At 70.9% G+C, this 24337-nt stretch carries 23 protein-coding genes and 3 tRNA genes; 10 read left to right on the top strand and 16 right to left on the bottom strand.

Going from position 1 to position 24337, the window contains the following annotated elements; all coding sequences use genetic code 11:
- Positions 1 to 67 precede the first annotated feature (67 nt).
- Entirely contained in the window at positions 68 to 715 is a 648-nt protein-coding gene (locus EUA98_RS06285) for a hypothetical protein (RefSeq protein WP_130101818.1), read from the top strand.
- 19 nt (positions 716 to 734) lie between these two features.
- Here the strand turns inward: EUA98_RS06285 and EUA98_RS06280 are convergent, their stop codons facing one another.
- Positions 735 to 1208, bottom strand: a complete 474-nt coding sequence (locus EUA98_RS06280; RefSeq protein WP_165372738.1) for a GNAT family N-acetyltransferase — start codon at positions 1206 to 1208, stop codon at positions 735 to 737.
- 161 nt (positions 1209 to 1369) lie between these two features.
- Positions 1370 to 1455, bottom strand: a tRNA-Leu gene (locus EUA98_RS06275).
- A gap of 227 nt (positions 1456 to 1682) precedes the next feature.
- On the opposite strand from EUA98_RS06275, the gene EUA98_RS06270 reads away from it, so the two are divergent.
- From EUA98_RS06270 to pknB, 7 genes are read left to right on the top strand one after another with little or no spacing between them, the layout of a single operon-like run.
- On the top strand, positions 1683 to 2399 hold the full coding sequence (locus tag EUA98_RS06270; protein WP_130101816.1) for an FHA domain-containing protein: 717 nt from the start codon (positions 1683 to 1685) through the stop codon (positions 2397 to 2399).
- Positions 2400 to 2408: 9 nt separating this feature from the next.
- On the top strand, positions 2409 to 2906 hold the full coding sequence (locus EUA98_RS06265) for an FHA domain-containing protein FhaB/FipA (RefSeq protein ID WP_130101815.1): 498 nt from the start codon (positions 2409 to 2411) through the stop codon (positions 2904 to 2906).
- Positions 2907 to 2921: 15 nt separating this feature from the next.
- Entirely contained in the window at positions 2922 to 4241 is a 1320-nt protein-coding gene (locus EUA98_RS06260) for a Stp1/IreP family PP2C-type Ser/Thr phosphatase (protein WP_130101814.1), read from the top strand.
- A complete protein-coding gene (locus EUA98_RS06255; RefSeq protein WP_130101813.1) occupies positions 4241 to 5668 on the top strand; it encodes an FtsW/RodA/SpoVE family cell cycle protein in 1428 nt (475 codons plus the stop codon). Before EUA98_RS06260 ends, EUA98_RS06255 begins: the two co-directional genes overlap by 1 nt.
- Positions 5665 to 7113 (top strand): peptidoglycan D,D-transpeptidase FtsI family protein, encoded by a 1449-nt coding sequence (locus tag EUA98_RS06250; RefSeq protein WP_130101812.1) that lies wholly within the window; start codon positions 5665 to 5667, stop codon positions 7111 to 7113. Before EUA98_RS06255 ends, EUA98_RS06250 begins: the two co-directional genes overlap by 4 nt.
- Positions 7110 to 8381, top strand: a complete 1272-nt coding sequence (locus tag EUA98_RS06245; protein WP_130101811.1) for a serine/threonine-protein kinase — start codon at positions 7110 to 7112, stop codon at positions 8379 to 8381. The genes EUA98_RS06250 and EUA98_RS06245 overlap by 4 nt, the downstream gene beginning before the upstream one ends.
- The gene (gene pknB, locus EUA98_RS06240; protein WP_130101810.1) at positions 8381 to 10366 is read left to right on the top strand and encodes a Stk1 family PASTA domain-containing Ser/Thr kinase; all 1986 of its coding nucleotides are present in this window, start codon (positions 8381 to 8383) and stop codon (positions 10364 to 10366) included. Before EUA98_RS06245 ends, pknB begins: the two co-directional genes overlap by 1 nt.
- Positions 10367 to 10391: 25 nt before the next feature.
- On the opposite strand, the gene EUA98_RS06235 is transcribed toward pknB, so the two are convergent.
- The 4 genes from EUA98_RS06235 to EUA98_RS06225 are packed head-to-tail and all read right to left on the bottom strand — an operon-like array spanning position 10392 to position 12715.
- Positions 10392 to 11027 (bottom strand): aminodeoxychorismate/anthranilate synthase component II, encoded by a 636-nt coding sequence (locus EUA98_RS06235; protein ID WP_130101809.1) that lies wholly within the window; start codon positions 11025 to 11027, stop codon positions 10392 to 10394.
- On the bottom strand, positions 11024 to 11191 hold the full coding sequence (locus EUA98_RS19690; protein ID WP_165372736.1) for a hypothetical protein: 168 nt from the start codon (positions 11189 to 11191) through the stop codon (positions 11024 to 11026). The genes EUA98_RS06235 and EUA98_RS19690 overlap by 4 nt, the downstream gene beginning before the upstream one ends.
- Positions 11188 to 11961: a class E sortase gene (locus EUA98_RS06230; RefSeq protein WP_350339485.1), complete on the bottom strand. Its 774-nt coding sequence runs from the start codon at positions 11959 to 11961 to the stop codon at positions 11188 to 11190. Before EUA98_RS06230 ends, EUA98_RS19690 begins: the two co-directional genes overlap by 4 nt.
- A 1-nt stretch (position 11962) precedes the next feature.
- Positions 11963 to 12715 carry a DUF881 domain-containing protein gene (locus EUA98_RS06225; protein ID WP_130101808.1) on the bottom strand — a complete coding sequence of 251 codons (753 nt, stop codon included), beginning with the start codon at positions 12713 to 12715 and terminating at the stop codon, positions 11963 to 11965.
- A gap of 114 nt (positions 12716 to 12829) precedes the next feature.
- Here EUA98_RS06225 and EUA98_RS06220 point away from each other — a divergent pair, with 114 nt between their 5' ends.
- On the top strand, positions 12830 to 13075 hold the full coding sequence (locus tag EUA98_RS06220) for a cell division protein CrgA (protein WP_130101807.1): 246 nt from the start codon (positions 12830 to 12832) through the stop codon (positions 13073 to 13075).
- 148 nt (positions 13076 to 13223) lie between these two features.
- Here the strand turns inward: EUA98_RS06220 and EUA98_RS06215 are convergent, their stop codons facing one another.
- Positions 13224 to 14090, bottom strand: a complete 867-nt coding sequence (locus EUA98_RS06215; protein ID WP_130101806.1) for a rhomboid family intramembrane serine protease — start codon at positions 14088 to 14090, stop codon at positions 13224 to 13226.
- A 33-nt stretch (positions 14091 to 14123) separates the two neighbouring features.
- A complete protein-coding gene (locus tag EUA98_RS06210) occupies positions 14124 to 14663 on the bottom strand; it encodes a peptidylprolyl isomerase (protein ID WP_130101805.1) in 540 nt (179 codons plus the stop codon).
- 168 nt (positions 14664 to 14831) lie between these two features.
- Here EUA98_RS06210 and EUA98_RS06205 point away from each other — a divergent pair, with 168 nt between their 5' ends.
- A complete protein-coding gene (locus tag EUA98_RS06205) occupies positions 14832 to 15833 on the top strand; it encodes a hypothetical protein (RefSeq protein WP_130101804.1) in 1002 nt (333 codons plus the stop codon).
- A gap of 250 nt (positions 15834 to 16083) precedes the next feature.
- Here the strand turns inward: EUA98_RS06205 and EUA98_RS06200 are convergent.
- From EUA98_RS06200 to recF, 8 genes are all read right to left on the bottom strand, one after another.
- Positions 16084 to 16157: transfer RNA gene (locus EUA98_RS06200), tRNA-Ala, on the bottom strand.
- Between the two features lie 39 nt (positions 16158 to 16196).
- Entirely contained in the window at positions 16197 to 16316 is a 120-nt protein-coding gene (locus EUA98_RS20225) for a DLW-39 family protein (RefSeq protein WP_242511310.1), read from the bottom strand.
- Positions 16317 to 16343: 27 nt separating this feature from the next.
- Positions 16344 to 16417: transfer RNA gene (locus tag EUA98_RS06195), tRNA-Ile, on the bottom strand.
- A gap of 93 nt (positions 16418 to 16510) precedes the next feature.
- A complete protein-coding gene (locus EUA98_RS19685; protein ID WP_165372737.1) occupies positions 16511 to 17545 on the bottom strand; it encodes a DUF3566 domain-containing protein in 1035 nt (344 codons plus the stop codon).
- The gene (gene gyrA / locus EUA98_RS06185) at positions 17542 to 20109 is read right to left on the bottom strand and encodes a DNA gyrase subunit A (protein WP_130101863.1); all 2568 of its coding nucleotides are present in this window, start codon (positions 20107 to 20109) and stop codon (positions 17542 to 17544) included. The genes EUA98_RS19685 and gyrA overlap by 4 nt, the downstream gene beginning before the upstream one ends.
- Before the next feature lie 194 nt (positions 20110 to 20303).
- Positions 20304 to 22346, bottom strand: a complete 2043-nt coding sequence (gyrB, locus tag EUA98_RS06180; protein WP_130101803.1) for a DNA topoisomerase (ATP-hydrolyzing) subunit B — start codon at positions 22344 to 22346, stop codon at positions 20304 to 20306.
- Between the two features lie 153 nt (positions 22347 to 22499).
- Entirely contained in the window at positions 22500 to 23072 is a 573-nt protein-coding gene (locus EUA98_RS06175) for a DciA family protein (protein WP_130101802.1), read from the bottom strand.
- Entirely contained in the window at positions 23062 to 24327 is a 1266-nt protein-coding gene (gene recF, locus EUA98_RS06170) for a DNA replication/repair protein RecF (RefSeq protein ID WP_130101801.1), read from the bottom strand. Before recF ends, EUA98_RS06175 begins: the two co-directional genes overlap by 11 nt.
- Positions 24328 to 24337 lie beyond the last annotated feature (10 nt).

Genomic DNA, 24337 nt, shown 5'->3' with positions numbered 1-24337 from the left:
CTAGGGTCGGCCAGATGTACGCGCGCGGCGCTCGCGCACGCACCACTGCGAGGTCGGGGGCGACACCGTGAACCAGCACGAGCCGGCGCCGGTGTGGCTGCTGCTGCTCCTGGCCGTGTCCACGGTCGCAGCGACGGGTGCCGTCGTGGTCACCGGAGTGATCCTCGCGTTCTCCGGGTGGATGGGCAGCGAGCCCGCATCCCACGATGAGTGGGCGCTGTTCGGCCTGGCCGTGGCGGCCATGTTCGGTGTCGCGGGCGCCTACCGATGGTTCGGACGCGTGACGACCCCCGCTGTCCTGATGGCGCTCGCCGCGGTCTGCGCGATGCTCCCGCTGGCCGGACTCATCGGTGCGATACCTCTTGCAGGGGCCGCACTCATCGCCTCCGCGGTCCCGCCGCTGCGTCGTACCCGGCACAAGGGCCTTGCCTTCACCGGCGTCGCCGTGGCGGTCGCCGTCGTCGGGGCCCTTCTCGCGGCCCCTTTCATCGCCTATGCCCAGCTGAACGACGAAATTGCCCGAAGTGATGGAGCGCACCTGGTCGGGGAGGAGCCGGCGAACCCGCCGTTCAGCGCGGTCTACCCGGGCGACGACCCGCACCAGTTGGACTTCAGCACCCGTCTTACCTCTCAGTCATTCACGCCGGCCGTCGTCGGCAACCCCGCGGGGACAGTCAGGGCGACCACCAGCGTCACGCTGATCCTCGTCGACTGACCTTGCCCGGCTGGCCTCGTCAGGCGTGCTTTCGCAGGTGGTGATGGGTGGGGGTTTCGCCCGTGGCGGTGAAGCCCTGCTTGAGGTAGAGGCGGTGCGCGGCCTCGTTGAGCAGATGGACCTGCAGCCGGATGCCCCGGCCTTGCTCACAGGCAGCCTGGTCGATCCAATCCAGCGCGAATGTCCCGAACCCCCGCCCTTGGTGAGCGGGGGAGATTTCGAGCAGCTCCAGCCAGAGGTCACCGTCGCGCTCACCCAGGTACACGGCCCCGACAGGTTCACTGTCATGAGTCAGCACGAAGACTGTGTGCTCGTCGACGAGTGCTGCGAAGAACTCGCGCTGTTGTGCGGCAATCCACGGCCCGTAGGCCCTTTCGACGAGGTCGCGGTGCGCCTGCTCATGCAAGACGGAGAGCCAGTCACGGTCGGCGTCTGTGCTCGCCCGGAGGCCGAGCCGACTGTCCGTCGGCGGTGACTCTTGAACGCTGCTCACGAGATACGTCCCTTCGTTGGGGGCGGAGTCTATTCACGTGGCGCACTCGCGGGAGTGGATCGGATGCACATCGACGGCGGGGGCCGTTCTGCCCGGACGGACGAAGGGCCGGGAACCTGTCGGTTCCCAGCCCTTCGTTCTCTGGGTGACATCCCCAGCACTGGTGCGCGAGGGGGGACTTGAACCCCCACGCCCTTTCGGACACTGGCACCTGAAGCCAGCGCGTCTGCCATTCCGCCACTCGCGCGCGCCGGAGAACATTAACACGCCGGCAGGTTGGGAGCCCGCATCCACCCCGGCGAAGGGCCTGGTCGGGGGTCCGACGACGCACGCCACGCTGCGCCGTCCGCGGCGAACAGCATCAACCCCGTCTTCCGATCGTTACGATCAGGGAAGAACGGGCACGCTCGGCGCCATGCCGTCCTGCCCGAGATCCGGTCGACCGTCGCACGACGAGCACGCAAGGAGGTGGTCATGGGCATCCTCGACAGATTCGAGCAGGGCGTTGAACGGGTGGTCAACACCGCCTTCGCCAAGGCGTTCCGCAGCGAGGTCAAACCCGTCGAGCTCGCGAGCGCGCTCCGCCGCGAGGTGGACGACCGGGCCGCCGTCGTCGACCGCGACCGCACCGTCGTCCCCAACAGCTTCACGATCGAGCTCTCCCCGTCCGACCACGAGCAGGTCATCGGCTGGGGGGCTGAACCGCTCGCCGACGAGCTCGCGGCCAACGTCACCGAGCACGCCTCGACGCAGCGCTACGCGTTCGTCGGCCCGGTGACCGTGACGTTCATCGAGCACGACGACCTCGAGACCGGCCGGTTCCGGGTGCGCAGCGCGACCGTCCGCGGCGCCGTCGCCCCGGCGACCGCCGCCGCGACGCCCAGCGCCCGGCACCCGCTCGTCGACATCGACGGCCAGCGCTACCTGCTCACCGGCCCGGTCACCGTCATCGGCCGCGGCTCCGAGGCCGACATCATCGTCGACGACCCGGGCATCTCGCGGCGCCACCTCGAGATCCGCGTCACGCGCGACGGCGTCGTCGCCTCCGACCTGGGCTCGACCAACGGGTTGTTCGTCGAGGGCCACCAGGTGCCCGCCGCGACCCTGCTGGACGGGAACACCCTGACCATCGGGCGGACCCGGATCATGTTCTGGACCGGACAGGACGATTCGGCCGAGGACGACCAGTGACGCGGCCACATGAGTGAGCTCGCCATCACCCTGCTCCGGCTGGGCTACCTCGTCCTGCTGTGGGTCTTCGTCCTGTCGACGATCGGCGTGCTGCGTCGGGACCTGTACGGCACCAAGATCACCGCACGCGGCGGGCCCGCGAAAAAGGGCAGGACCCCGACCCCGGCCGGCGGCACCGCGGCCCTCGCACCGCCGACGCCGGCCCGCCGGGACGCGGCACCGACCCGCCTGGTGGTGACCGAGGGACCGCTGCGCGGCACCACCCTGCCGCTGACGACCTCCGCGATCCTCATCGGCCGGGCGCCGTCGTGCACGCTCGTGCTCGACGACGACTACTCGTCGTCGCGGCACGCACGGATCTTCCCGCAGGGCACCGGGTGGTTCGTCGAGGACCTCGGTTCGACCAACGGCACCTTCCTCGACACCACCAAGGTCGAGCGCCCCACCCCGATCCCCCCGGGCGCGCACGTGCGCATCGGCCAGAGCGTCGTCGAGCTGCAGAGGTAAGGCCGGAAACTCACTGTGACCATCGCCCTGCGGTATGCCGCCCGTTCCGACGTCGGACTCGTGCGCGCCAACAACCAAGACTCCGCGTACGCCGGGCCGCACCTGCTCGTCGTCGCTGACGGGATGGGCGGGCACGCGGGCGGCGACGTCGCCTCGTCCCTCGCCGTCGCGACCCTCGCCCCGCTCGACGACGAGGCCCACGGTCCCGACGACGCGCTCGAACAGCTCGACCGCGCCCTGCACGCCGCGCAGGACGAGCTGCTCGCCCGCGCGAACCAGGACCCCGCGCTGGCGGGCCTCGGCACGACCGTCACGGCGCTGCTCCGGGCCGGCAGCAAGCTCGCGATGGCCCACATCGGCGACTCGCGGGCGTACCTGCTGCGCGACGGCGAGATGACCCAGGTCACCACCGACCACACGTTCGTCCAGTACCTGGTCAACACCGGCAAGATCACCGCCGAAGAGGCCGAGCACCACCCGCAGCGCTCGGTGGTCATGCGCGTGCTCGGCGACTTCGACATGGAGATCGTGCCCGACCTGTCGGTGCGCGAGGCGCGCGCCGGCGACCGCTGGCTGCTGTGCTCGGACGGGCTGTCGGGCGTCGTCAGCGCCGACACGCTCGGCGACTCCCTGCGGGACTTCCGCGACGTCGACGAGTGCGCGGACCGGCTCGTCCAGCTCGCGCTGCGGGCCGGCGGACCGGACAACATCACCGTGATCGTCGCCGACGTCGTCAACCTGGACGCCCTGCCGGACGGCGCCGCACCCGGGACGACGTCGGCCATCGTGGGCTCCGCGGCCACCTCGCGCCACCGCCCGAGCGCCGCCGCGGACGGGCCCGCGGCGCGGGCCGCGAGCCTCACCCAGACCGTGCCCGCGCAGTCGGACGAGACGACCGCCGCCGAGGACGACGCGCTGGACGACGACGCCCGTCGCCATCGGCGCCGACGACGCGTGGCGATGGTCGCGACCGTGCTCGTGCTGCTCGTCGCCGTGGCCGCCGTCGGGGTGTCCGCCTACCGGTGGACCCAGACGCAGTACTACGTGGGGGTGGCCGACGGCGACGTCGCGATCTACCGCGGCATCCCGCAGACCCTCGGCCCGCTCGCGCTGTCCGAGGTCGTCGAACGCTCCGACCTGACCGCCGAGGATCTGCCCGGGTACGTGCGCACGCGCCTCGAGCAGACGATCCCGGCCACCTCGTTGGCCGACGCCCAGGCCCGCGTCACCCGGCTGACCGAGGACTCCACGAGCGCCGATCCGACGCCGACCCCGACCACGACGCCGACCACCCCGCCGGCCGCCGTCGTGCCGGCCCCGGCGGTCACCGCCTGATGGCGACGGTCACCCCCCATCGCGTTCGCCCCGGCCGGGGCGTCGAGCTGGGGCTGCTCGTCCTCGCGCTCGGTCTCGGGGTGGCGGCCTACGCGCTCGTCGGGCTGAACATGACCGGCGCCCTGCCGGCGAACATCTACGGCTACAGCGCCGGGATGGTCGCCCTCGGGGTCGGCATGCACCTCGTGCTGCGCCTGCGCGCGCCGTACGCGGACCAGGTGATCCTCCCGGTCGCCGTCGCCCTGAACGGCATCGGGCTCGCGATGATCTACCGGATCGACCTGTCGACCGTCGACTGGGAGCACCCGACGACGTTCGCGACCCGCCAGCTCGGCTGGACCGCGATCGGGATGATCCTGGCCGCCGTCGTGCTGGTCGCGCTGCGCGACCACCGGACGTTGCGGCGCTACACGTACACCGCGATGGTGGTCGGCCTCGGCCTCGTCCTGCTGCCGCTCGTGCCGGGTCTGGGCACCACGATCAACGGTGCGCGGATCTGGGTCCGCCTGGGCGGTCAGTCGCTGCAACCGGCCGAGTTCGCCAAGATCGCGCTGGCGATCTTCTTCGCGGGGTACCTGGTGACCAACCGGGACACCCTCGCGCTGGCGGGCTCCAAGGTGCTCGGGATGCAGTTCCCTCGCGTGCGCGACCTCGGCCCGATCATCGTGGTGTGGGCGGCCTCGCTCGCCGTGCTCGTGCTCGAGCGGGACCTCGGCACGTCGCTGCTGTTCTTCGGCCTGTTCGTCGCGATGCTCTACCTCGCGACCGAGCGCAAGAGCTGGATCTTCCTCGGCATGCTCCTGTTCCTCGGGGGCGCGGCCCTGGCGGCCCAGACGTTCTCGCACGTCGGCGCCCGGTTCGACGCCTGGCTGAACGCGTTCGACAACGACGTGTTCAACCAGTCCCCGGGCGGGTCCGGCCAGCTCGTGCGCGGCCTGTACGGGATGGCCAACGGCGGGCTCTTCGGCACGGGCTGGGGCGAGGGCCGGCCCGACCTGGTGCCCTACGCCGAGTCGGACTTCATCGTCGCGTCGCTCGGCGAGGAGCTCGGCCTCACCGGCCTGCTCGCCATCCTGGTGGCCTACCTGGTGCTCGCCGAGCGTGGCCTGCGGACCGCGATCGGCGTCCGCGACGGCTTCGGCAAGCTGCTCGCCGGCGGGCTCGCGTTCGTGGTCGCGTTCCAGTGCTTCGTCGTCGTCGGCGGGGTCACCCGGCTGATCCCCCTGACCGGCCTGACCATGCCCTTCATGGCCTACGGCGGCTCCTCCCTGCTCGCCAACTGGGTGATCGTGGCGCTGCTGCTGCGGATCTCCGACAGCGCGCGCCGACCGGCCCCGCTGGTCACCGGGTTCGTCGCCCCGCCGCCGACGGCGGCCGACCGTCAGGACACGCAGATGCTCACCGGCCTGGGCGAGGTGCGCGAATGAACACGCCCCTGCGCCGGCTCTCCGTCGTCGTCATCGCCATGTTCGTCGCCCTCATGGCGGCCGCGACCTGGACCCAGTTCGTGCAGGCGTCGACGCTCAACGCCGACCCGCGCAACGTGCGGACCCTGTACCGCGAGTTCGACAACTCGCGGGGCCCGATCGTCATCGCCGGCGAACCCGTCGCGTCTTCCACGGCGGTCGACGACGCGTTCAAGTACCAGCGCGCGTACGCGAACGGCCCCCTGTTCGCGCCGGTGACCGGCTTCTACTCGGTCGTCTACGGGCGCACCGGGATCGAGCGGGCCGAGAACGACGTGCTGACCGGCACCGCCGACTCGTTGTTCCTGTCCCGGGTCCAGGACCTGTTCACCGGTCGCCAGCCGCAGGGCTCCTCGGTCGAGCTGACGATCGACCCGGCCGTGCAGCAGGCCGCCTGGGACGCGCTCGGCGACCAGAAGGGCGCCGTCGTCGCGCTGGACCCGACCACGGGGGCCATCCTGGCGATGGTCTCCCGGCCGTCCTACGACCCGAACATCCTCGCGGGGCACTCGACTCCGGCCGTCAACGACGCCTACCGGCTGCTCGCCGACGACCCGACCAACCCGCTGATCAACCGGACCATCGAGGAGACCTACCCGCCCGGTTCGACGTTCAAGCTCGTCGACGCGGCCGCCGCCCTCGAGGCCGGGATGACTCCCGACACCCAGCTGGCCGCCCCGCAGACCCTCGCGCTGCCCGGGTCGACCGCGACCATCTCGAACTTCGGGGGCGAGGTGTGCGGACCGGGTGAGACCGTCTCGCTCGCCGAGGCGTTGCGGATCTCCTGCAACACCGCGTTCGCCCAGCTGGGGATGGACCTCGGTGACGACGCCCTGCGCGCCCAGGCCGAGGCGTTCGGGTTCGACGCCGAGCTGCAGGTCCCGATGACGGTGGCGGTCAGCCGCTTCCCGGCCGACCCGGACGTCCCGCAGACGGCGCTGTCCGCCATCGGCCAGTACGAGGTCCGCGCGACCCCGCTGCAGATGGCGCTCGTCTCCGCCGCGATCGCCAACGGTGGCACCCAGATGAAGCCCTACCTCGTCCAGACCGTGCGCAACCCGGACCTGGACGTCATCGACGAGGCCTCGCCGACGGAGCTGGGCCGGCCCGTCTCGGCGGCCACCGCCACCGCGCTGCGCGACATGATGATCGACGTCGTCGCGAACGGCACCGGCAAGAGCGCCCAGATCTCGGGGGTCCAGGTCGCGGGCAAGACCGGGACCGCGCAGACCACCGCGGAGGCCGCCCCGCACGCCTGGTTCACCGCGTTCGCGCCCGCCGACGCCCCGCGGGTGGCCGTCGCGGTCGTCGTCGAGAACGGCGGCAGCCTCGGCAACGAGGCGACCGGCGGCCGGGTCGCGGCACCGATCGCGCGGGCCGTCATCGAGGCGGTGCTCGCCCGATGAAGCCGGTCCAGGGCCTCGCGCTCGGCGAGCGCTACCGCCTCGAGCGCCAGATCGCCGTCGGCGGCATGGGTGAGGTGTGGGCCGGGCACGACCTGTCGCTCGCCCGCGACGTGGCCGTCAAGGTGCTGCGCGACGAGTTCGCGGGCGACGCCGGCTTCCTCGAGCGGTTCCGCACGGAGGCCCGCAACTCCGCGTCGTTGTCGCACCCGAACATCGCGGCGCTGTACGACTACGGCGAGCAGGACGGGTCCGCCTTCCTCGTGATCGAGCTCGTCGTCGGCGAACCGATGAGCGACCTGCTCGACCGCCAGCCGGTGGTACCGACCGCCCGGCTGCTGCCGATCCTCGCCCAGACGGCGCGTGCGCTCCACGCGGCGCACGCGGCCGGGGTGGTGCACCGTGACGTCAAGCCCGGCAACATCCTGCTCGGGCCCGACGGCGACGTGAAGATCACCGACTTCGGGGTCTCGCGCGCGGTGAACCAGGCGCCGCTGACGGCCACCGGGATGGTCATGGGCACCGCCCAGTACCTGTCCCCCGAGCAGGCCGTGGGCCGGCCGGCGACCTCCGCCTCCGACCTGTACTCGCTCGGGATCGTCGCCTACGAGGCGCTCGTCGGGCACCGGCCGTTCACCGGGCCGACGGCGGTCGACATCGCCGTCGCGCACGTCAACACCCCCGTGCCGCCGCTCCCGGCCTCGATCGAGCCGCGCCTGGCGGATCTGGTGATGCGGCTGCTCTCGAAGGAGCCCGCGGACCGGCCGCGCTCGGGCGGTGCGCTCGCGCGGGCGTTCGACGAGCTGTTCGCCGAGCTCCCGGCCTCGGGTGCGCCGCGTCGCTCGCAGGGGTCCCCGCAGCCCTCCGCCCTCCCGCCCGTCGCGGCACCGCCGGTGATCGCGCCGGTGACGGTCCCGCCCACCGCGGTCCCGCCCACCGCGCCCGGGACGCCGCCGTCGTACCCCCCTCGGCGCGAGCTGCGCGACACCGGCGCGGTCCCGGCCCGCACCTCGACCACGACGGGACGACGGGTCGGCTCAATGACCTGGCCCTTCGTCGCGCTCGTGCTGCTGATCCTGGCTCTCCTCGGCGCCGCGCTGGCCGATAGCCTGTGGGGGTCGGACCCGGGTGCGGCCTCCCCCGCGGCCTCAGCATCGAGCCCGCACCCGACCACCGGAACGCCAGCACCTGCGGCAATCGGTGGGATGATCTCAAGCGCGCCGGTCGCTCTGACCTCTGGCGCACACACAACGACAGCTAAGGACGCGTAGTGGCGGACGACGCACCCCGGATCCTCGCGAACCGTTACGAGGTCGGCGATCTCATCGGGCGCGGTGGCATGGCCGAGGTTCACATCGGTCACGACACCCGCCTCGGACGGACCGTGGCGATCAAGATCCTGCGCTCCGACCTGGCCCGCGACCCGTCGTTCCAGGCACGGTTCAGGCGCGAGGCGCAGGCTTCGGCCTCCCTCAACCACCCGTCCATCGTCGCCGTGTACGACACCGGCGAGGATCTCATCACCGACGCCAACGGCACGGTGTCGCACGCGCCGTTCATCGTGATGGAGTACGTCGAGGGACACACCGTCCGCGACATCCTGCGCGACGGCCAGGCCGTGCCGATCGAGGAAGCCGTCGAGATCACCGCCGGCGTCCTGTCGGCCCTCGGGTACTCCCACCACGCGGGCATCGTGCACCGCGACATCAAGCCCGCCAACGTCATGCTCACGCCGACCGGCGCGGTCAAGGTGATGGACTTCGGGATCGCTCGTGCGCTGGCCGACTCCGCCGCGACGATGACCCAGACGCAGGCCGTCATCGGCACCGCGCAGTACCTCTCCCCCGAGCAGGCCCGCGGCGAACAGGTCGACGCCCGCAGCGACCTGTACTCGACCGGGTGCCTGCTGTTCGAGCTGCTCACGGGCCGTCCCCCGTTCACGGGTGACTCCCCGGTCGCCGTCGCCTACCAGCACGTCCGCGAACCGGCGCCCGCGCCGAGCTCGTTCGCGTCCGACGTGCCCGAGACGCTCGACCGGATCACACTCAAGGCGCTCGCCAAGGAGCGTGACTCCCGGTACAGCACCGCCGCGGAGTTCCGCGCGGACCTCGAGGCCGCCATCCGCGGCGGGCACGTGTCCGCCCCGGCCATCGGCGTGCTGGCGGCCGCCGCCGTCGTCGAGTCGGCCGCCGCCGAGGCGACCCAGATCCTGCCGCCGATGACGTCCCAGACCCAGATCGTCCCGACCGCCGGTGCCTGGTCCCCGACCGCCGCCACCCCGCCGGGCACTCACGTGGCGAACGGCGACGAGGAGCCCCCGCAGCGCCGCTGGCTGCTGTGGACGCTGATCGCGATCGCCATCGCGGCCGTCGCGGGGATCGCGTTCCTGCTGATCACGAATGGCGACAACAAGGACCCCGCAAGCGACCTGATCACGATCCCGGAGCTCACGAGCGCGACCGCCGAGTCCGCCATCGCGCAGCTCACCGAGGCCGGGCTCACCCCCGTGCGCCTGACCGAGCCCAGCGACGACATCGCGGCCGACCTCGTGACCCGCACCGACCCTGCGGGCGGCGAAGAGGTCGCTCCCGCGTCGGAAGTCAAGGTCTACGTCTCCACCGGCCCGAACCAGGTCGCGGTCCCGGACGTCACTGGCCAGACGCAGGACCAGGCGCGCAGCGCGATCGTGTCCGCCGGCCTCGAGGTCGGCAACGTCCAGACCGAGAACGTCCCCGTCGATGAGGGCGACGTCACCAAGACGGATCCCCCGGCGACGACCTCCGTCGCGAAGGGGTCCACGGTCAACATCTTCGTCGCCTCCGGGCAGGTGGACGTCCCTGACCTCGCCGGGATGTCCAGGACCGACGCGCTGGCGAAGCTCGCCGAGCTCAAGCTGAACTCGAGCACCAACCCGGTCGAGGTGGCCGGGACGGCGCCCGACACGGTGCTGTCGCAGGACCGTGGCCCGGGGCTGCTGCAGCAGGGCACCACGGTGACCCTGGACATCGCGGTCGCGCCGACCACGGTGACCGTGCCGACCGACCTGGTCGGGAAGCCCTACGCCGAGGCTGAGGCCCAGCTCCTCGGGCTCGGGCTGGTGCCTGCGCGCCTCGAAGGCGGCGTGAGTGACAAGCAGGCGGCTGGCACCGTCCTGTCGTCGAACCCGAACAAGGGCACGACGGTCCAGGTCGGCTCGACGGTGACCCTGACGGTCGCAAGTGCCGCCGGCGCGCCGAACGCGGCGGCCCCCTCCTGACGAGTCTGCGGACCCCCTCGCGCCGCTAGGCGCGGACGAGGGGGTGCAGGCCGACCGAGCGCTCGACGGCGCCGGTGCTCCCGCAGATCTCGAGCCAGTTCGCCAGCAGCCGGTGGCCGCCCTCGGTCAGCACGGACTCGGGGTGGAACTGCACGCCGTACAGCGGCAGGCTCCGGTGCTGCAGCCCCATGATGATCGGGCCGAACGCGCTCGTGACGTGCGCGGTCACCTCGAGCTCGGCCGACACGGTGCCGGTCACGACCGCGAGCGAGTGGTACCGCGTCGCGGTGAACGGGGTGGGCAGCCCGGCGAGCACCCCGACGCCGTCGTGCACGATGCTGCTCGTCTTGCCGTGCATCAGCTCGGGCGCGTGGGTCACCGTGCCGCCGTACACCTCACCGAGCGCCTGGTGGCCCAGGCACACGCCGAGCATCGGGGTGCCCGACGTCGCGCAGTCCCGGATCACCTGGATGCTCGCGCCGGCCTCGGCCGGGGTGCCGGGTCCGGGCGAGACGAGCACGCCGTCGAAGCCGGACCGCTCGGTCGCGGGCGGGACGGCGTCGTTGCGCACCACGACCGTCTCGGCCCCGAGCTGGTTCAGGTAGCCGACGATCGTGTAGACGAACGAGTCGTAGTTGTCGACCACGAGGATCCGAGTCACGAGCTACCCCCCACGGTGGTGTTGTTGAACGGCATGAGCGGTGCGACCGCCGGGAAGACCCACAAGAAGCACACCGTGAGCACCACGAACGCCGCGATCAGCACGGTGGTCGCTCGCACCCACGCCGGGCCCGGAAGGTGCCGCCAGAGCCACCCGTACATCATGCGCCCCCGGTGATCTCGGGCGGGAAGCTGTCTTGTCCCGCGAGCCAGTAGTCGAGCACACCGTGCACGATGAACCGCTCGCGCGCCGAGTACATCGGATGGCAGGTCGTCAGCGTGATCAGACGTTCGGTCGGCACGGCGGCCGGATCCCCCGGTACGGGCGCGATCACCTGCACGTCCCGCGGCCCGACGATCTCGGTGCTCGTGACGCGGTACACGAACCAGTCGTCCGCGGTGCGCACGACCAGCGGGTCCCCCACAGCCAGGTCCGCCACGAGGTTGAACGGCTTGCCGTACGTCGTGCGGTGGCCGGAGACGGCGAAGTTCCCGACGTCACCGGGCATCGCCGTACCCGGGTAGTGGCCGATCCCCAGCGGGTCGAGCACCCCCGCGCGGTCGACGCCCTGGCTGATCGGGCGCACGTACTCGGCGCCCCACCGCGGCACGTACAGGGTGGCGAACGTGACGGCGTGCTCGGGCTCCGCCAGGGCCGGCGAGGCGTCGGTGCGCGGCTGCGCGACCGGGGTGGCCGACGTCGTCGGGACCGGCACCCAGTCGAGCTCGTCCACGATCGCGGCCTGGGCGCGGTCGCCCTCGACATCGGTCCACCACAGCTGCCAGACGACGAACGCGAGCAGCAGGGCGCCCAGCGTGATCATGAGCTCGCCGACCACGCCCATCGCGGTCGTCGCGAGCCGGTGGGCGCGTCCGTCCGCCGAGCGAGGTGCCGCGGTCCGTCTCCCGGTCGCGGCCTGGACGGGTCCGGTCACCTCAGAACACCTCGGTACCGTCAGGCACGGTCGCGAACCGCAGCTCGGTGCTGCCCTCGGAACCGGGCAGCTCGAGGTCGTCCTCCGTGCTCAACGACCAGCCGAGCCCGGCCTGGTCGACGTAGTCCAGGTAGGTCTGGATCTCGGCGGAGGCGAACAGGGCGGCCCGCAGTGCCTTGGGGTCGCCGATCGCCCGGACCTCGTACGGCGGGGAGTACAGCCGGCCGCCAAGGGACAGGACGTTGCCGACGCACCGGAACGCGGTCGTGGCGATCACGCGCTGGTCCTGCAGCGCCATCGCCTCCGCGCCCCCGGCCCAGAGCGCGTTGACGACGGCTTGGAGGTCCTGCTGGTGGACCACGAGGTCGTCGGGGCTGAACCGCTCGGTCCGGGCGCTGTCGGTCGGGGCATCGGTCAGCGTGACCGTGACTCCCGGACCACTCACTGCCGTGCGCCCGCCCGCGACGCTGAGTCGCTCGACGGCGCCGGCGTCTCCCACGTCGACCGACGCGCCCTGCTCGGCGGTGAGCTCTTCGACCTGCGCGCGCAGCTCGTCGACCTCGCCGGACAGGGTCTTCACCCGGGACGCCTCCACTTTCGCGAGCTCGCCGAGGTCCTGCGGGTGGCGCTCGTTCTCCCCCGTGGCCAGGCGGGCGTTGGCGGTGAAGAGCAGGCCCGCCAGCGCGAGCACCAAGCCGACGGAGACGGTGCCCCGGTAGGCGCGCAGAGTCGGACGACGACCATGGTCGGTCACGAGCGCTCCTCCGGGTTGATGTCGGCACTACGCTAGTTCACGAGTGGCGGGTGATCTTCGTTCCCGCCGGAACGCCGTTCCCGCCGGAACGCCGCAGAACAGGAGCCAGCCGACGTGCCCGAGTCGAAGTCGCGGAAGAAGCCCGCGTACACACCGCCGCCTGCCAAGGCTGCGCCGCAGACGAACCCCGTCTGGCTGGTCCCGGTCATGCTCACGCTCATGGTCCTGGGCCTGGCATGGATCGTCATCACCTACATCACGCAGTCCAAGTTCCCGGTGCCCGAGATCGGGCAGTGGAACCTGGCGATCGGCTTCGTACTGATCATCACCGGCTTCGGCCTCACGACGCGCTGGCGCTGACCGACCCGTCGTACGGCGTCCGCTGTCCCCCGTGTCGTCCCCAGAGAGCGCTTGCGCCTGTGGATAACTACACCGGTGTAGTTCCACAGGTGTGAGCAACCCTGGGGACAACCGTGCCGCCCGTGAAGGCGGCCACGACCCGGCGCAGTCAGACGCTCGCGTACTTGGCCAGCGCCAGGACCACGAGCAGCACTGCGACGCCGACCGTGGCCGAGACCGCCGCCACCTGCCGGTACTTGCGCGGCGCGTAGGCGTAGGCGGCCCCCAGCACGACGCCGGTGACCAGGCCACCGAGGTGCGCCTGCCAGGCGATGTTGGGCACCACGAAGCCGATCACGCCGTTGATCGCGATGAACACGAGGATCTGGCGGGCGTCGCGCCCGAGGCGTCGCAGCACGACGAGGATCGCGCCGAACAGCCCGAAGACCGCGCCAGACGCGCCGACCACGCCCGAGATCCACGAGACGTCCGTCGGGGTGATCACGGGTGAGGCGAACAGCAGGACCCCGACCGAGCCGCCGACGGCGGACAGCAGGTACAGGGCAGCGAACCGCCACCGGCCCAGCGTCGACTCAAGGTACGGCCCGACCAGCCACAGCGCATACATGTTGAACGCGATGTGGAAGATGCTGCTGGAGTGCAGGAAGGCCGCCGAGATGAAGCGGATCGGCTCGATCTGGCCCGCCGCGGGGGAGAAGATCCAGCGCGTGGTCCAGCCGGGGATCACCTGTTGCGCGATGAAGCTCGCCACGCACAGCCCGATGATGGTCAGCGTGACGACGGGCCGACCGTCCCGGACCCGCCCGCCGAGGGCGGTCCGGGTGGCCGGCATGGCGCGCGCCGCGGTGCGCACGCAGTCGACGCAGTGGACGCCGACGGCGGCCGGCCGCTGGCACTCCGGGCAGACCGGTCGCCCGCACCGCTGACAGCGCACGTACGAGACGCGGTCAGGGTGGCGCGGGCAGACCGGTGGCTGCTCGGAGGCGGCGGGCCCCGCCGTGAACTCAGTCGACATCGCGAATGAGGAGACGAGGCGCGCGGAGCGCGCTCAGTCCTCGACCGTGACCGACGTGATGGAGATGTCCTCGACTGGACGGTCGCCGGGGCGGGTCGTCGCGGAGGCGATCGCGTCCACGACGGCGCGGCTGGCGTCGTCGGCCACCTTGCCGAAGATGGTGTGCTTGCCGGTGAGCCAGGCGGTCGGGGCGACCGAGATGAAGAACTGCGACCCGTTGGTGCCGCCGTTCTTGCCGGTGACCGGGTCGCGCCGCTGGCCGGAGTTGGCCATCGCGAGCAGGTAGGGCTCGGTGAAGCCGAGCTCGGGGTGGATCTCGTCGTTGAAGGAGTAGCCCGGGCCGCCGGTGCCCGTGCCGAGCGGGTCGCCGCCCTGGATCATGAAGCCCTTGATGACCCGGTGGAAGATCACGCCGTCGTACAGCGGATCGTTCCTCTCCGCGCCCGTGCGGGGATCGGTCCAGGTCTTGGTGCCCTGGGCGAGCCCGGTGAAGTTCTCCACCGTCTTGGGCGCGTGATTCGGGAAGAGCTCGATGCGGATGTCACCGGAAGTGGTGTGCAGAGTCGCGAACATGAGGCCACTATTCCATGACCGACCGATCGCAGTGGTACCCGTCGACCACCAGCGCGTTCCCGAGCGGTTCCGCCCGCGGTCCGTGCGTGGGTGGCCCGGCATCCGAGGGTCGTGGGTGGCAGAGTGGGGCCATCTACTAGAAATCTTGCCAACCGTAGGGGAGTGGACATGTTCGACCGGATCCGCCGTTCAGCCAACTCGACCATCGAGGGCATCGACGTCGCGCGCCTCAAGGCCGCCGGAGCCTCGTTCGCCGAGGACGGCCACGCCGGCCAGACCGCCGCGCACCTCGCCGAGCAGGCCAAGGTCGCGGCCGGCCACGCCCGGGTGGCGGCCACGGAGGCCGCCGTCCAGGCCAAGGAAGCCTCGATCCTGGCGAAGGACTGGTCCGGGCCGCGCCTCGAGGCGACCAGGGACTGGCTCGCGCCCCGCATCGAGCACGCCTGGCAGGAGGGCGTCAAGGCCGCCGCACCCAAGGTGGAGCTCGCCGCGGAGAAGGCCGCTCCGGCGATCGACAGCGCGCACGACAAGCTCGTCGACGAGCTGCTGCCGCGCCTGGTCACAGCCGTGAACGAGGCCGCCGAGCGCGCCGGCGCGGTCATCGAGCGGGCCGCCGACCGGGCCGCCGAGGCCCCCGCGATCGTGGCCGCCGCCGCGGCCGAGGTGAACAAGCCGAAGAACAAGCACACCGGGGCGAAGATCTTCTGGATCTTCACCGCCCTCTCCGCGATCGCCGGGGCCCTCGTCGCCTGGCGTCGCACCCGGCCGACCACCGACCCGTGGGCCGACCCGTGGGAGCCGACCAGCATGCCGACCCGCACCGCCGAGACCGCCCACCACGACCTGCACGACCTGCAGGGTGTCGTCGGCGATGCCGCCGAGGCCGTTGGTGAAGCTGCGGGCGTCACGGTCGCCAAGAGCCGCGAGGCCTCGAAGAAGGCCGCTGACAAGGTTGCCGAGGTCCGCGAGGACGTCACCGAGCGGATGGTCGAGGCGCGCGAGGCGACCAAGAAGGCCGCGACCCGCCGCCGGTCCGCGCCGAACACCGTCGACGCGGCGGTCGACGACGCGACCGACGCGGTGAGCGACGCCGCCGAGGATGTGAAGGACGAGGTCACCGACGCCGTGGACGAGGCCAAGGAAGGCATCGAGAAGGCGACCGACTCCTAGTAGTCCCCAGCGGTCGGCTAGCTCACAGGCAGCCGCCGGCGACGAGGTCCGTGTTGGCGGACGTCGTCGCCGGCGGCTGTCCGTCTGCCCCGGCAGAGGGGCACAGCCGGAGACGTCGAACCGGGGTGGGTGCCGGACCCGGTGCCAAACCCCCCATCGTCCGCCTGCGCAGGACAGCGCGCACGTGGCGGCGAACGGGAGGGTTCTTCCGGCTGCGCACCCGTCGGGGTGCTCGGCCGGGATTCTTCAGTGGTGGAGCGACGGGGAATCGAACCCCGATCTGAGCCTTGCAAAGGCCCTGTTCTACCGTTGGACTACCGCCCCAATGCAAGCCGTGGGGGACTAGCCCTCCACGGCGGAAGATCACTCGAACGTGTCGGTGACCTCGGCCCAGAGATCGCGCTCGTCGCGGTCTTCGTCGATGCGACGCCACACCACGTAGCTTGCGGTTGCGATACCGAGAAGCAGTAGCAACTTCTTCATCGAACCCCCTACGTCGATCTGCCGGAGTGGGCCTAAGAGGACTTGAACCTCTGACCTCTTCCTTATCAGGGAAGCGCTCTAACCGTCTGAGCTATAGGCCCGCACTCAATGTCCCGGGTAGTACCCGAGGCGCCGTTGAGACTACCCCAGCCCGGCCGTGCCACCCAAACCTGGGCGGCACGGGCCGGTGCGGGTCAGTCGTCGGTGAGGGTGAGGTTCACGCCGCCGACGAGCGCGGCAGTGATGTTGTACAGGAATGCCCCGATTGTCGACAGGGCGGTGAGCAGCACCACGTCGACGACGGCGACCACGGTCGCCCCCGACACGACCCGGCTGAACGCGACGTACTGGAGGATGTCGATCGGCGACTCGTCCCCGATGATCTCAGTGACCATGTCGTTCGCCTGGGTGAAGACCGCGAGCCCGTCCAGGACGAACCACACGACGGCGGCGGCGACGACGATCATGATCCCGATCGCGACCGACAGCAGGAACGACAGCTTCATGACCGACCACGGGTCGACCCGGGAGACGGCGAGCCGCACCCGGCGGGGAGCCCCCTCGCGAGCGGCAGCCGGTGCCGGCAGCCCGGAGCTCGCAGTCGTCCGGGGGGCCGTGCTCGGCGAGGACGCGGCGCGGGGCGAGGCCTCCGTGCCGTGGGTGTCGGTGGCAGCGATGATCGGATCCGCCTTCGATGAGGCCGACGGCGATCCGTCGGTGTCCGGGGAGGGTTGGGTCATACGGGAGAACTCCGCACCCACGGCGGCAGTCGCACCGGCGACGGCGGTCGAGGCACGCTTGAAGGCCTTCGTCACGGCTGCGGTGACCGGTGAGGGCCCCGCAACCTCCGAGCCGTCCCCCTCGGCCGGATCGGGTGCTGCGGCCGCTGTGGCACCCGCCACGGGTGCCACGGCGGGTGGTGAGGCCGGCGCAGGCTTCGCGGGGACCGGGGGCGCAGCGGCCGACGTCGCTGCAGCCGGCTTCGCGTCGACGGCCGCGGCCGCCGCGGGCTTCGTTACGGCAGGCTTCGTCACGGCGGGCTGCACCGGTCGGGGCGCCACCGACGCCGGCGGCACCGACGCCGGGGCCGCCTCGGAGGGCGCGGCGCGCTGCTCCGGGTCGGCCGTGGGCCCGTGCGGCGTGGGCGTCACCCGTGACGCCGTGGACGGACGGGGGCCCGTCGACTTGCGGGGCGGGATCGAGGGAGGACCGGTGCGATCGCTGGTCATTCCTCTCCTTCGCTCGTCACAGCTGCCGATTCGCTCGCTGTCACCTCGGTGATGTCGCTGAGGTCAGCGTCGGCAGGTTCGGGTTCGCCGTCCACGGTAGCGGCATCGTCACCCAGCTGTCGCTCATTGTTGCGCGCGATCCCGATGATGCGGTCGCCCTTGTCGGGCTTCGCGAACGTGACGCCCTGCGTGTTCCGACCGGTCGACGTCACCTCGTTCACCGCGGAACGCACGATCTTGCCGCGCTCCATGATCACCAGCACCTCGTCGTCCTCGTCCGCGATCAGCGCACCCACCAGATCACCGCGAGCCTCGACGAGGTTGGCGACCTTGATCCCCAGCCCACCGCGGCCCTGGACCCGGTACTCGTCCACCGACGTCCGCTTGGCGAAACCGCCCTCGGTGACGACGAACAGGTCGGCACCGGGCCGGACGACGTCCATCGCGAGCAGCTCGTCGTTGGCCCGGAACTTCATCCCGGTGACGCCGGACGTGGCCCGTCCGAGCGGGCGCATCGCTTCGTCGCTCGCCGTGAACCGGATCGACTGCCCCTTGCGTGAGACCAGGATGAGGTCGTCGGTCGCGTCCACGAGCCGCGCCGAGACGAGCTCGTCAGACTGGCCCTCGGCGTCCTCGCGCAGGTTGATCGCGATGACCCCGCCGGTGCGGTTCGAGTCGTACTCGCCCAGGCGGGTCTTCTTGACCAGACCGCGCCGGGTGGCCAGCACCAGGTAGTCGGCGTGGTCGTAGTCGCGCAGGTCGAGCACCTGGGCGATCTTCTCGTCCGGCTGGAACGCCAGCAGGTTCGCCACGTGCTGGCCCTTGGCGTCGCGGCCGGCCTCGGGGAGCTCGTACGCCTTGGCGCGGTAGACACGCCCGAGGTTGGTGAAGAAGAGCAGCCAGTGGTGGGTGGTGGTGACGAAGAAGTGGTCGACGATGTCGTCCTCGCGCAGGTGGGCCCCGCGCACCCCCTTGCCGCCGCGCTTCTGCTGACGGTAGTTGTCGCTCCGGGTGCGCTTGGCGTACCCGCCGCGGGTGATGGTGACGACCATCTCCTCCTCGGCGATGAGGTCCTCCATCGAGACCTCGCCACCGAACGGCAGGATCGCGGTGCGGCGGTCGTCGCCGTGCTTGTCGACGATCTCCATCAGCTCGGAGCCGACGATGTCGCGCTGGCGCTGCGGCGAGGCGAGGATCGACTCGTAGTCGGTGATCTTGCGCTGCAGCTCGTCGTAGTCGTCGGTGATCTTCTGCCGCTCCATCGCCGCGAGGCGACGCAGCTGGAGGTTGAGGATGGCCGTGGCCTGGTCCTCGTCGACCTCGAGCAGGGCCATCAGACCGACCTTGGCCTGGTCGACGTTGGGGGAGCGCCGGATCAGGGCGATGACCTCGTCGAGCTGGTCGAGGGCCTTGAGATAGCCGAGCAGGATGTGCGCCTGCTCCTGCGCCTTGCGCAACCGGAAGGTCGTGCGCCGCACGATGACGTCGAGTTGGTGGGTGACCCAGTGCCGGATGAAGGCGTCGAGGCTGAGCGTGCGCGGGACGTCGTCGACCAGCGCCAGCATGTTCGCCGAGAAGTTGTCCTGCAGCTGGGTGTGCTTGTAGAGGTTGTTCAGCACGACCTTGGCGACGGCGTCGCGCTTGAGCACGATCACGAGGCGCTGGCCGGTGCGGCCGGAGGTCTCGTCGCGGATGTCCGCGATGCCCTGCATGCGGCCGTCCTTGACGAGCTCGGCGATCTTCTGCGCGAGGTTGTCCGGGTTGACCTGGTACGGCAGCTCGGTGATGACGAGGCAGATCCGGTTCTGGATCTCCTCGACGTTGACGACCGCGCGCATCGTGATCGAGCCGCGGCCCGTGCGGTACGCGTCCTCGATGCCCTGGTGGCCGAGGATCGTCGCGCCGGTGGGGAAGTCGGGGCCCTTGATCCGGGCGATGAGCGCGTTGAGCAGCTCTTCCTTGGTCGCGTCGGGGTTGGCGAGGTGCCACTTCACACCCTCGGCGATCTCCCGGAGGTTGTGCGGCGGGATGTTCGTGGCCATGCCGACGGCGATGCCGGCGCTGCCGTTCGCGAGCAGGTTGGGGAACCGCGACGGCAGGACGATCGGCTCTTGGTTCTTGCCGTCGTAGTTGTCACGGAAGTCGACCGTGCCCTCGTCGATGTCGCGCACCATCTCCATGGCGAGCGGGGCCATCCGGCACTCGGTGTACCGCGGGGCGGCCGCCGGGTCGTTGCCGGGGGAGCCGAAGTTGCCCTGGCCGGCCACCAGCGGGTAGCGCATCGACCAGTCCTGCACGAGGCGCACGAGGGCGTCGTAGATCGACGAGTCACCGTGGGGGTGGTACTTGCCCATGACGTCGCCGACGACGCGCGAGCACTTGTTGTAGCCGCGGTCGGGGCGGTAGCCGCCGTCGTACATCGCGTAGAGCACGCGCTTGTGCACGGGCTTGAGCCCGTCGCGGACGTCGGGCAGCGCGCGCCCGACGATGACGCTCATCGCGTAGTCGAGGTAGGACCGCTGCATCTCGAGCTGCAGGTCCACCTGCTCGATCCGGCCGTGCATGGCGAGAGCCGCCGCTACCTCGGCCGCATCTGCCTCGATCTCAGCCGCGTCGTGCTCGGACCCGGGAGTCTGATCGGTCACCGTCTACCTCGTCTTTCGGGCGGCGCCCACCTCGGCGGCACTCGCGCGTCGGGGCGGACCACCGCTGGGGTGGTTCCTAAGCTGGTCTGCAGGGACAAGGCTCTGCAGCGGGGTCAGATGTCGAGGAACCGCACATCCTTGGCGTTGCGCTGGATGAACGACCGGCGGGACTCGACGTCCTCGCCCATGAGGATCGCGAAGATCTCGTCCGCCGCCGCGGCGTCGTCCATCGTGACCTGCAGGAGCGTGCGCTGCTCGGGGTCCATGGTGGTGGCCCACAGCTCGGAGTAGTCCATCTCGCCGAGCCCCTTGTACCGCTGGATGCCACCGTCCTTGGGGACCCGCTTGCCGCTCGCCTGACCCGCGACGAGGAAGGCCTCCTTCTCGCGGTCCGAGTAGACGTAGTCGTGCTCGGCGTTCGTCCACTTGATCCGGTACAGCGGGGGCTGGGCGAGGAACACGTGACCGTGCTCGATCAGCGGGCGCATGTAGCGGAAGAGCAGCGTGAGCAGCAGCGTGCAGATGTGCTGGCCGTCGACGTCCGCATCGGCCATCAGCACGATCTTGTGGTACCGCAGCTTGGCCAGGTCGAAGTCCTCACCGATCCCGGTGCCGAACGCCGTGATCAGCGCCTGCACCTCCTGGTTGCCCAGCGCGCGGTCGAGCCGGGCGCGCTCGACGTTGAGGATCTTCCCGCGGATCGGGAGGATCGCCTGCGTGCGAGGGTTACGCCCACGAACCGCGGAGCCACCGGCCGAGTCACCCTCGACGATGAAGACCTCGCACTCCTCGGGCTTGTTCGACTGGCAGTCCCGGAGCTTGCCGGGCATGCCACCGGATTCGAGCAGCCCCTTGCGCCGGGTCGCCTCGCGCGCCTTGCGGGCGGCCATCCGGGCCTGCGAGGCCTGGATCGACTTGCGGATGACGTCGCGCGCCTCGTTCGGGTGGCTTCCCAGCCAGTCGCCGAGCTGGTCGTTGACGACCCGCTGCACGAACGTCTTCGCCTCGGTGTTGCCGAGCTTGGTCTTCGTCTGGCCCTCGAACTGCGGCTCGCCGAGCTTGATCGAGATGACCGCGGTGAGCCCCTCCCGGATGTCGTCCCCGGTGAGGTTGTCGTCCTTCTCCTTGATCAGGTTCTTCTCGCGCGCGTACCGGTTGATCAGCGTGGTCATCGCGGCACGGAAGCCCTCTTCGTGGGTCCCGCCCTCGGTCGTGCTGATCGTGTTCGCGTAGGTGTGCACGGACTCCGTGTAGGCACCGGTCCACTGCAGCGCGATCTCGAGCGAGAGTCGGCGCTCGACGTCCTCGGACTCGAAGTCGATGATCTCGGGGTGGATCAGCTCGGCCTTCTTCGCCGCGTTCAGGTGCCGGACGTAGTCGACCAGACCGCCGTCGTACTTGTAGGTCACCGTGCGGAACGGCGTGAGATCGGCATCGGCCGACGCGTCGGGCTCCACGGCGCCCACGACCTCGTCGTCGGTGCCGGTGTGGTTGGGGCGCTCGTCCGTGAGGGAGATCTGCAGGCCCTTGTTGAGGAAGGCCATCTGCTGGAAGCGGGTGCGCAGGGTCTCGAAGTCGTACGTGGTGGTCTCGAAGATCACGTCGCTGGCCCAGAACGTCACTGTCGTCCCGGTGTCGTCCGCATCCTCACCCTGGGCGAGGGACGCCTGCGGGACGCCGTCGCGGAAGTCCTGGCGCCAGACCGAACCCTGCCGGCGCACCTCGACCTCGAGCTTGGCGCTGAGCGCGTTGACGACCGAGACGCCGACGCCGTGCAGGCCACCGGAGACCGCGTAGCCGGAGCCGCCGAACTTTCCGCCTGCGTGCAGCACGGTGAGCACGACCTCGACGGCCGACTTCCCCTCGCTCGCGACGATGCCGACCGGGATCCCACGGCCGTTGTCGACGACCCGCACGCCGCCGTCGGCGAGCAGGGTCACCTCGATGTGGTCGCAGTAACCGGCGAGGGCCTCGTCGACCGAGTTGTCGACGACCTCGTACACCAGGTGGTGCAGGCCGCGCTCGCCGGTCGATCCGATGTACATTCCGGGACGCTTACGAACGGCCTCGAGGCCTTCGAGCACAGTGATGGCGCTGGCGTTGTAGCTGCCATCCGTCGTCGCGCTGGGACCATTGGCGGGGCTCTGGTCGACCACGGGCGGGGGTACTCCTCAAGTTCTCGCACACGCGGATGTACCGAGCCGGTGGGCCGGATCACTCCCGGGCGCTGAAGTTCCGGGCACAGATGCACCAGGAATGACCTCCACAGTCTACCTGTGATGACGGCCAGGACCCCGCTTCTACCCAGGTCAGCCGAAGGTGTCTCGGGGTCCGCGTCCCGGAACCGAACGCGGTCCGCGTTTGAACCCCGGTCCGGCGGGCCCGAGGACCCGTACCTCGCGCACGACGTCCTCACCGACATCGTCGGCGAGCCGGCGCAACAGCTGGGGCGCGAGCATCTTGAGATTGGTGGCCCAGCTCGTGGAGTCCGTGCGGACCGTCAGGACGTGGTCCTCGAACGTCTCCGGGGTGCAGTGATCAGCCACCTGGTCGCCGACGACGTCGCGCCACCGCCCGATCACACCACCGACGGAGACCTCCTGGATCCAGCCGCGGTCCCGCAGCAGCGCCGCGAGGGTGTCCGCGACCAGCCGCGGATCGCGCCCGTCCTTGCCCGGGGCGCCGCGAATCGGTTCGATCGGGCTGCGCTGCCGAGGCTGCTGACCAGGGCGGATACCTCGGGCGGCCGCGGCGGCCTTGGCCCGGTTGAGGGCCGCGCGCGCCACCTCACCCGGGGGAGTGAGCTCGACCCGGTCACCGACCGGCGCACCCTCGCCGGGATCTGCTCGGTCCGAGCCGTCGGTCGGAAGGTCAGAGGACACGGGTCACCTGCCCACCCATCACATCGATCCGAGCCCCCTCGAGCTGTTCGGGGACGTCGCTCGGCACCGCGGCGGTGACGATCACCTGACCGGCCTTCGACACGAGGTCGGCCAGCCGGTCGCGCCGGCGGCTGTCCAGCTCGGCGAACACGTCGTCGAGCACGAGCACCGGCTCGCCGTCGATACCCCAGTCGGTCACCCATTCCGGGCCGTCGGCCTCGGTCAGCAACCGGTACGACGCCAGCCGGAGCGCGAGCGCGAGCGACCACGACTCCCCGTGGCTCGCGTACCCCTTCGCCGGGAGGTCCCCGAGCTCCAGCACGAGGTCGTCCCGGTGCGGGCCGACCAGACAGACCCCGCGCTCGATCTCCTTGGTGCGCAGCCGACCCATGGCATCCATCAACCGCGCCTCGAGCAGGTGCACCCCCGGCATGACGGATCGACCCGTCGCCAGCTGATCGAGACCACCGGTCGCGTCCCCGGCGCCCTCCGAGTACGACGCCGGCGCCCCGGCGAGCGGCGGGTTCTCATCGACCGGCGCGGCGGCGTCCAGGGAGGACTTGTAGGTGATCCGCGCGGCGCCCTGCCCCCCGCTGACCTGCTCATATGCCCCGGCGACGTGCGGATGCAGGGCGCCGATGAGGGCCTGCCGAGCCGCGATGATCTGGGCGCCGGTCTCCGCGAGCTTGGCATCCCAGACGTCGAGGGTGCGCAGGTCTCCGGCGCCGCGCGACCCGCGCATGGCCGCGCCGGCCGACTTCAGCAGGGCGCTGCGTTGACGCAGGATGCGGTCGTAGTCCCCCTGGACCCCGGCCATCCGGGGGGTGACGAGCACCGCGAGCTCGTCCAGGAACCGCCGTCGGCCGTCGGGATCACCCTTGACCAGGGCGAGGTCCTCGGGAGCGAACATCACCGTGCGCAGGATCCCGAGCACGTCCCGGACCCGCGGGACGGGGGAGCGGTTGATCCGGGCGCGGTTGGCCTTGCCGTTGGTGATCTCGATCTCGACGAGGCGGGACCGATCGTCGCGCACGACCCGAGCCCGGACCACGGCCCTGTCCGCACCGGAGCGGATCAGCGCGGCGTCGGACGGCACGCGATGACTGCCCAGGGTGGCGACGTACAGCAGCGCCTCGACCAGGTTGGTCTTGCCCTGACCGTTCGGCCCGACCAGCGAGGTCACCCCCCGATCGAGCTCGAGGTCGACCGTCTCATAGGACCGGAAGTCGGCGAGCGACAGATGGGAGACGTACACGTGCTCGTCC

Source organism: Pengzhenrongella frigida, from assembly GCF_004168625.1.
Lineage (GTDB): Bacteria > Actinomycetota > Actinomycetes > Actinomycetales > Cellulomonadaceae > Pengzhenrongella > Pengzhenrongella frigida.
The sequence above is the reverse complement of the archived record's forward strand: the minus strand, read 5'-3'. Positions and strand labels throughout refer to the sequence as shown.

What these genes read in the sequence shown, in the direction of transcription:
- EUA98_RS06270 (WP_130101816.1), top strand. Translation starts at nt 1,683, where the DNA reads ATGGGCATCCTCGACAGATTCGAGCAGGGCGTTGAACGGGTGGTCAAC.
- EUA98_RS06265 (WP_130101815.1), top strand. Translation starts at nt 2,409, where the DNA reads ATGAGTGAGCTCGCCATCACCCTGCTCCGGCTGGGCTACCTCGTCCTG.
- EUA98_RS06255 (WP_130101813.1), top strand. Translation starts at nt 4,241, where the DNA reads ATGGCGACGGTCACCCCCCATCGCGTTCGCCCCGGCCGGGGCGTCGAG.
- EUA98_RS06250 (WP_130101812.1), top strand. Translation starts at nt 5,665, where the DNA reads ATGAACACGCCCCTGCGCCGGCTCTCCGTCGTCGTCATCGCCATGTTC.
- EUA98_RS06245 (WP_130101811.1), top strand. Translation starts at nt 7,110, where the DNA reads ATGAAGCCGGTCCAGGGCCTCGCGCTCGGCGAGCGCTACCGCCTCGAG.
- EUA98_RS19690 (WP_165372736.1), bottom strand. Translation starts at nt 11,191, where the DNA reads ATGATGTACGGGTGGCTCTGGCGGCACCTTCCGGGCCCGGCGTGGGTG.
- EUA98_RS06215 (WP_130101806.1), bottom strand. Translation starts at nt 14,090, where the DNA reads ATGTCGACTGAGTTCACGGCGGGGCCCGCCGCCTCCGAGCAGCCACCG.
- EUA98_RS06210 (WP_130101805.1), bottom strand. Translation starts at nt 14,663, where the DNA reads ATGTTCGCGACTCTGCACACCACTTCCGGTGACATCCGCATCGAGCTC.
- EUA98_RS06205 (WP_130101804.1), top strand. Translation starts at nt 14,832, where the DNA reads ATGTTCGACCGGATCCGCCGTTCAGCCAACTCGACCATCGAGGGCATC.
- EUA98_RS20225 (WP_242511310.1), bottom strand. Translation starts at nt 16,316, where the DNA reads ATGAAGAAGTTGCTACTGCTTCTCGGTATCGCAACCGCAAGCTACGTG.
- EUA98_RS19685 (WP_165372737.1), bottom strand. Translation starts at nt 17,545, where the DNA reads ATGACCAGCGATCGCACCGGTCCTCCCTCGATCCCGCCCCGCAAGTCG.
- gyrA (WP_130101863.1), bottom strand. Translation starts at nt 20,109, where the DNA reads ATGCACGGCCGGATCGAGCAGGTGGACCTGCAGCTCGAGATGCAGCGG.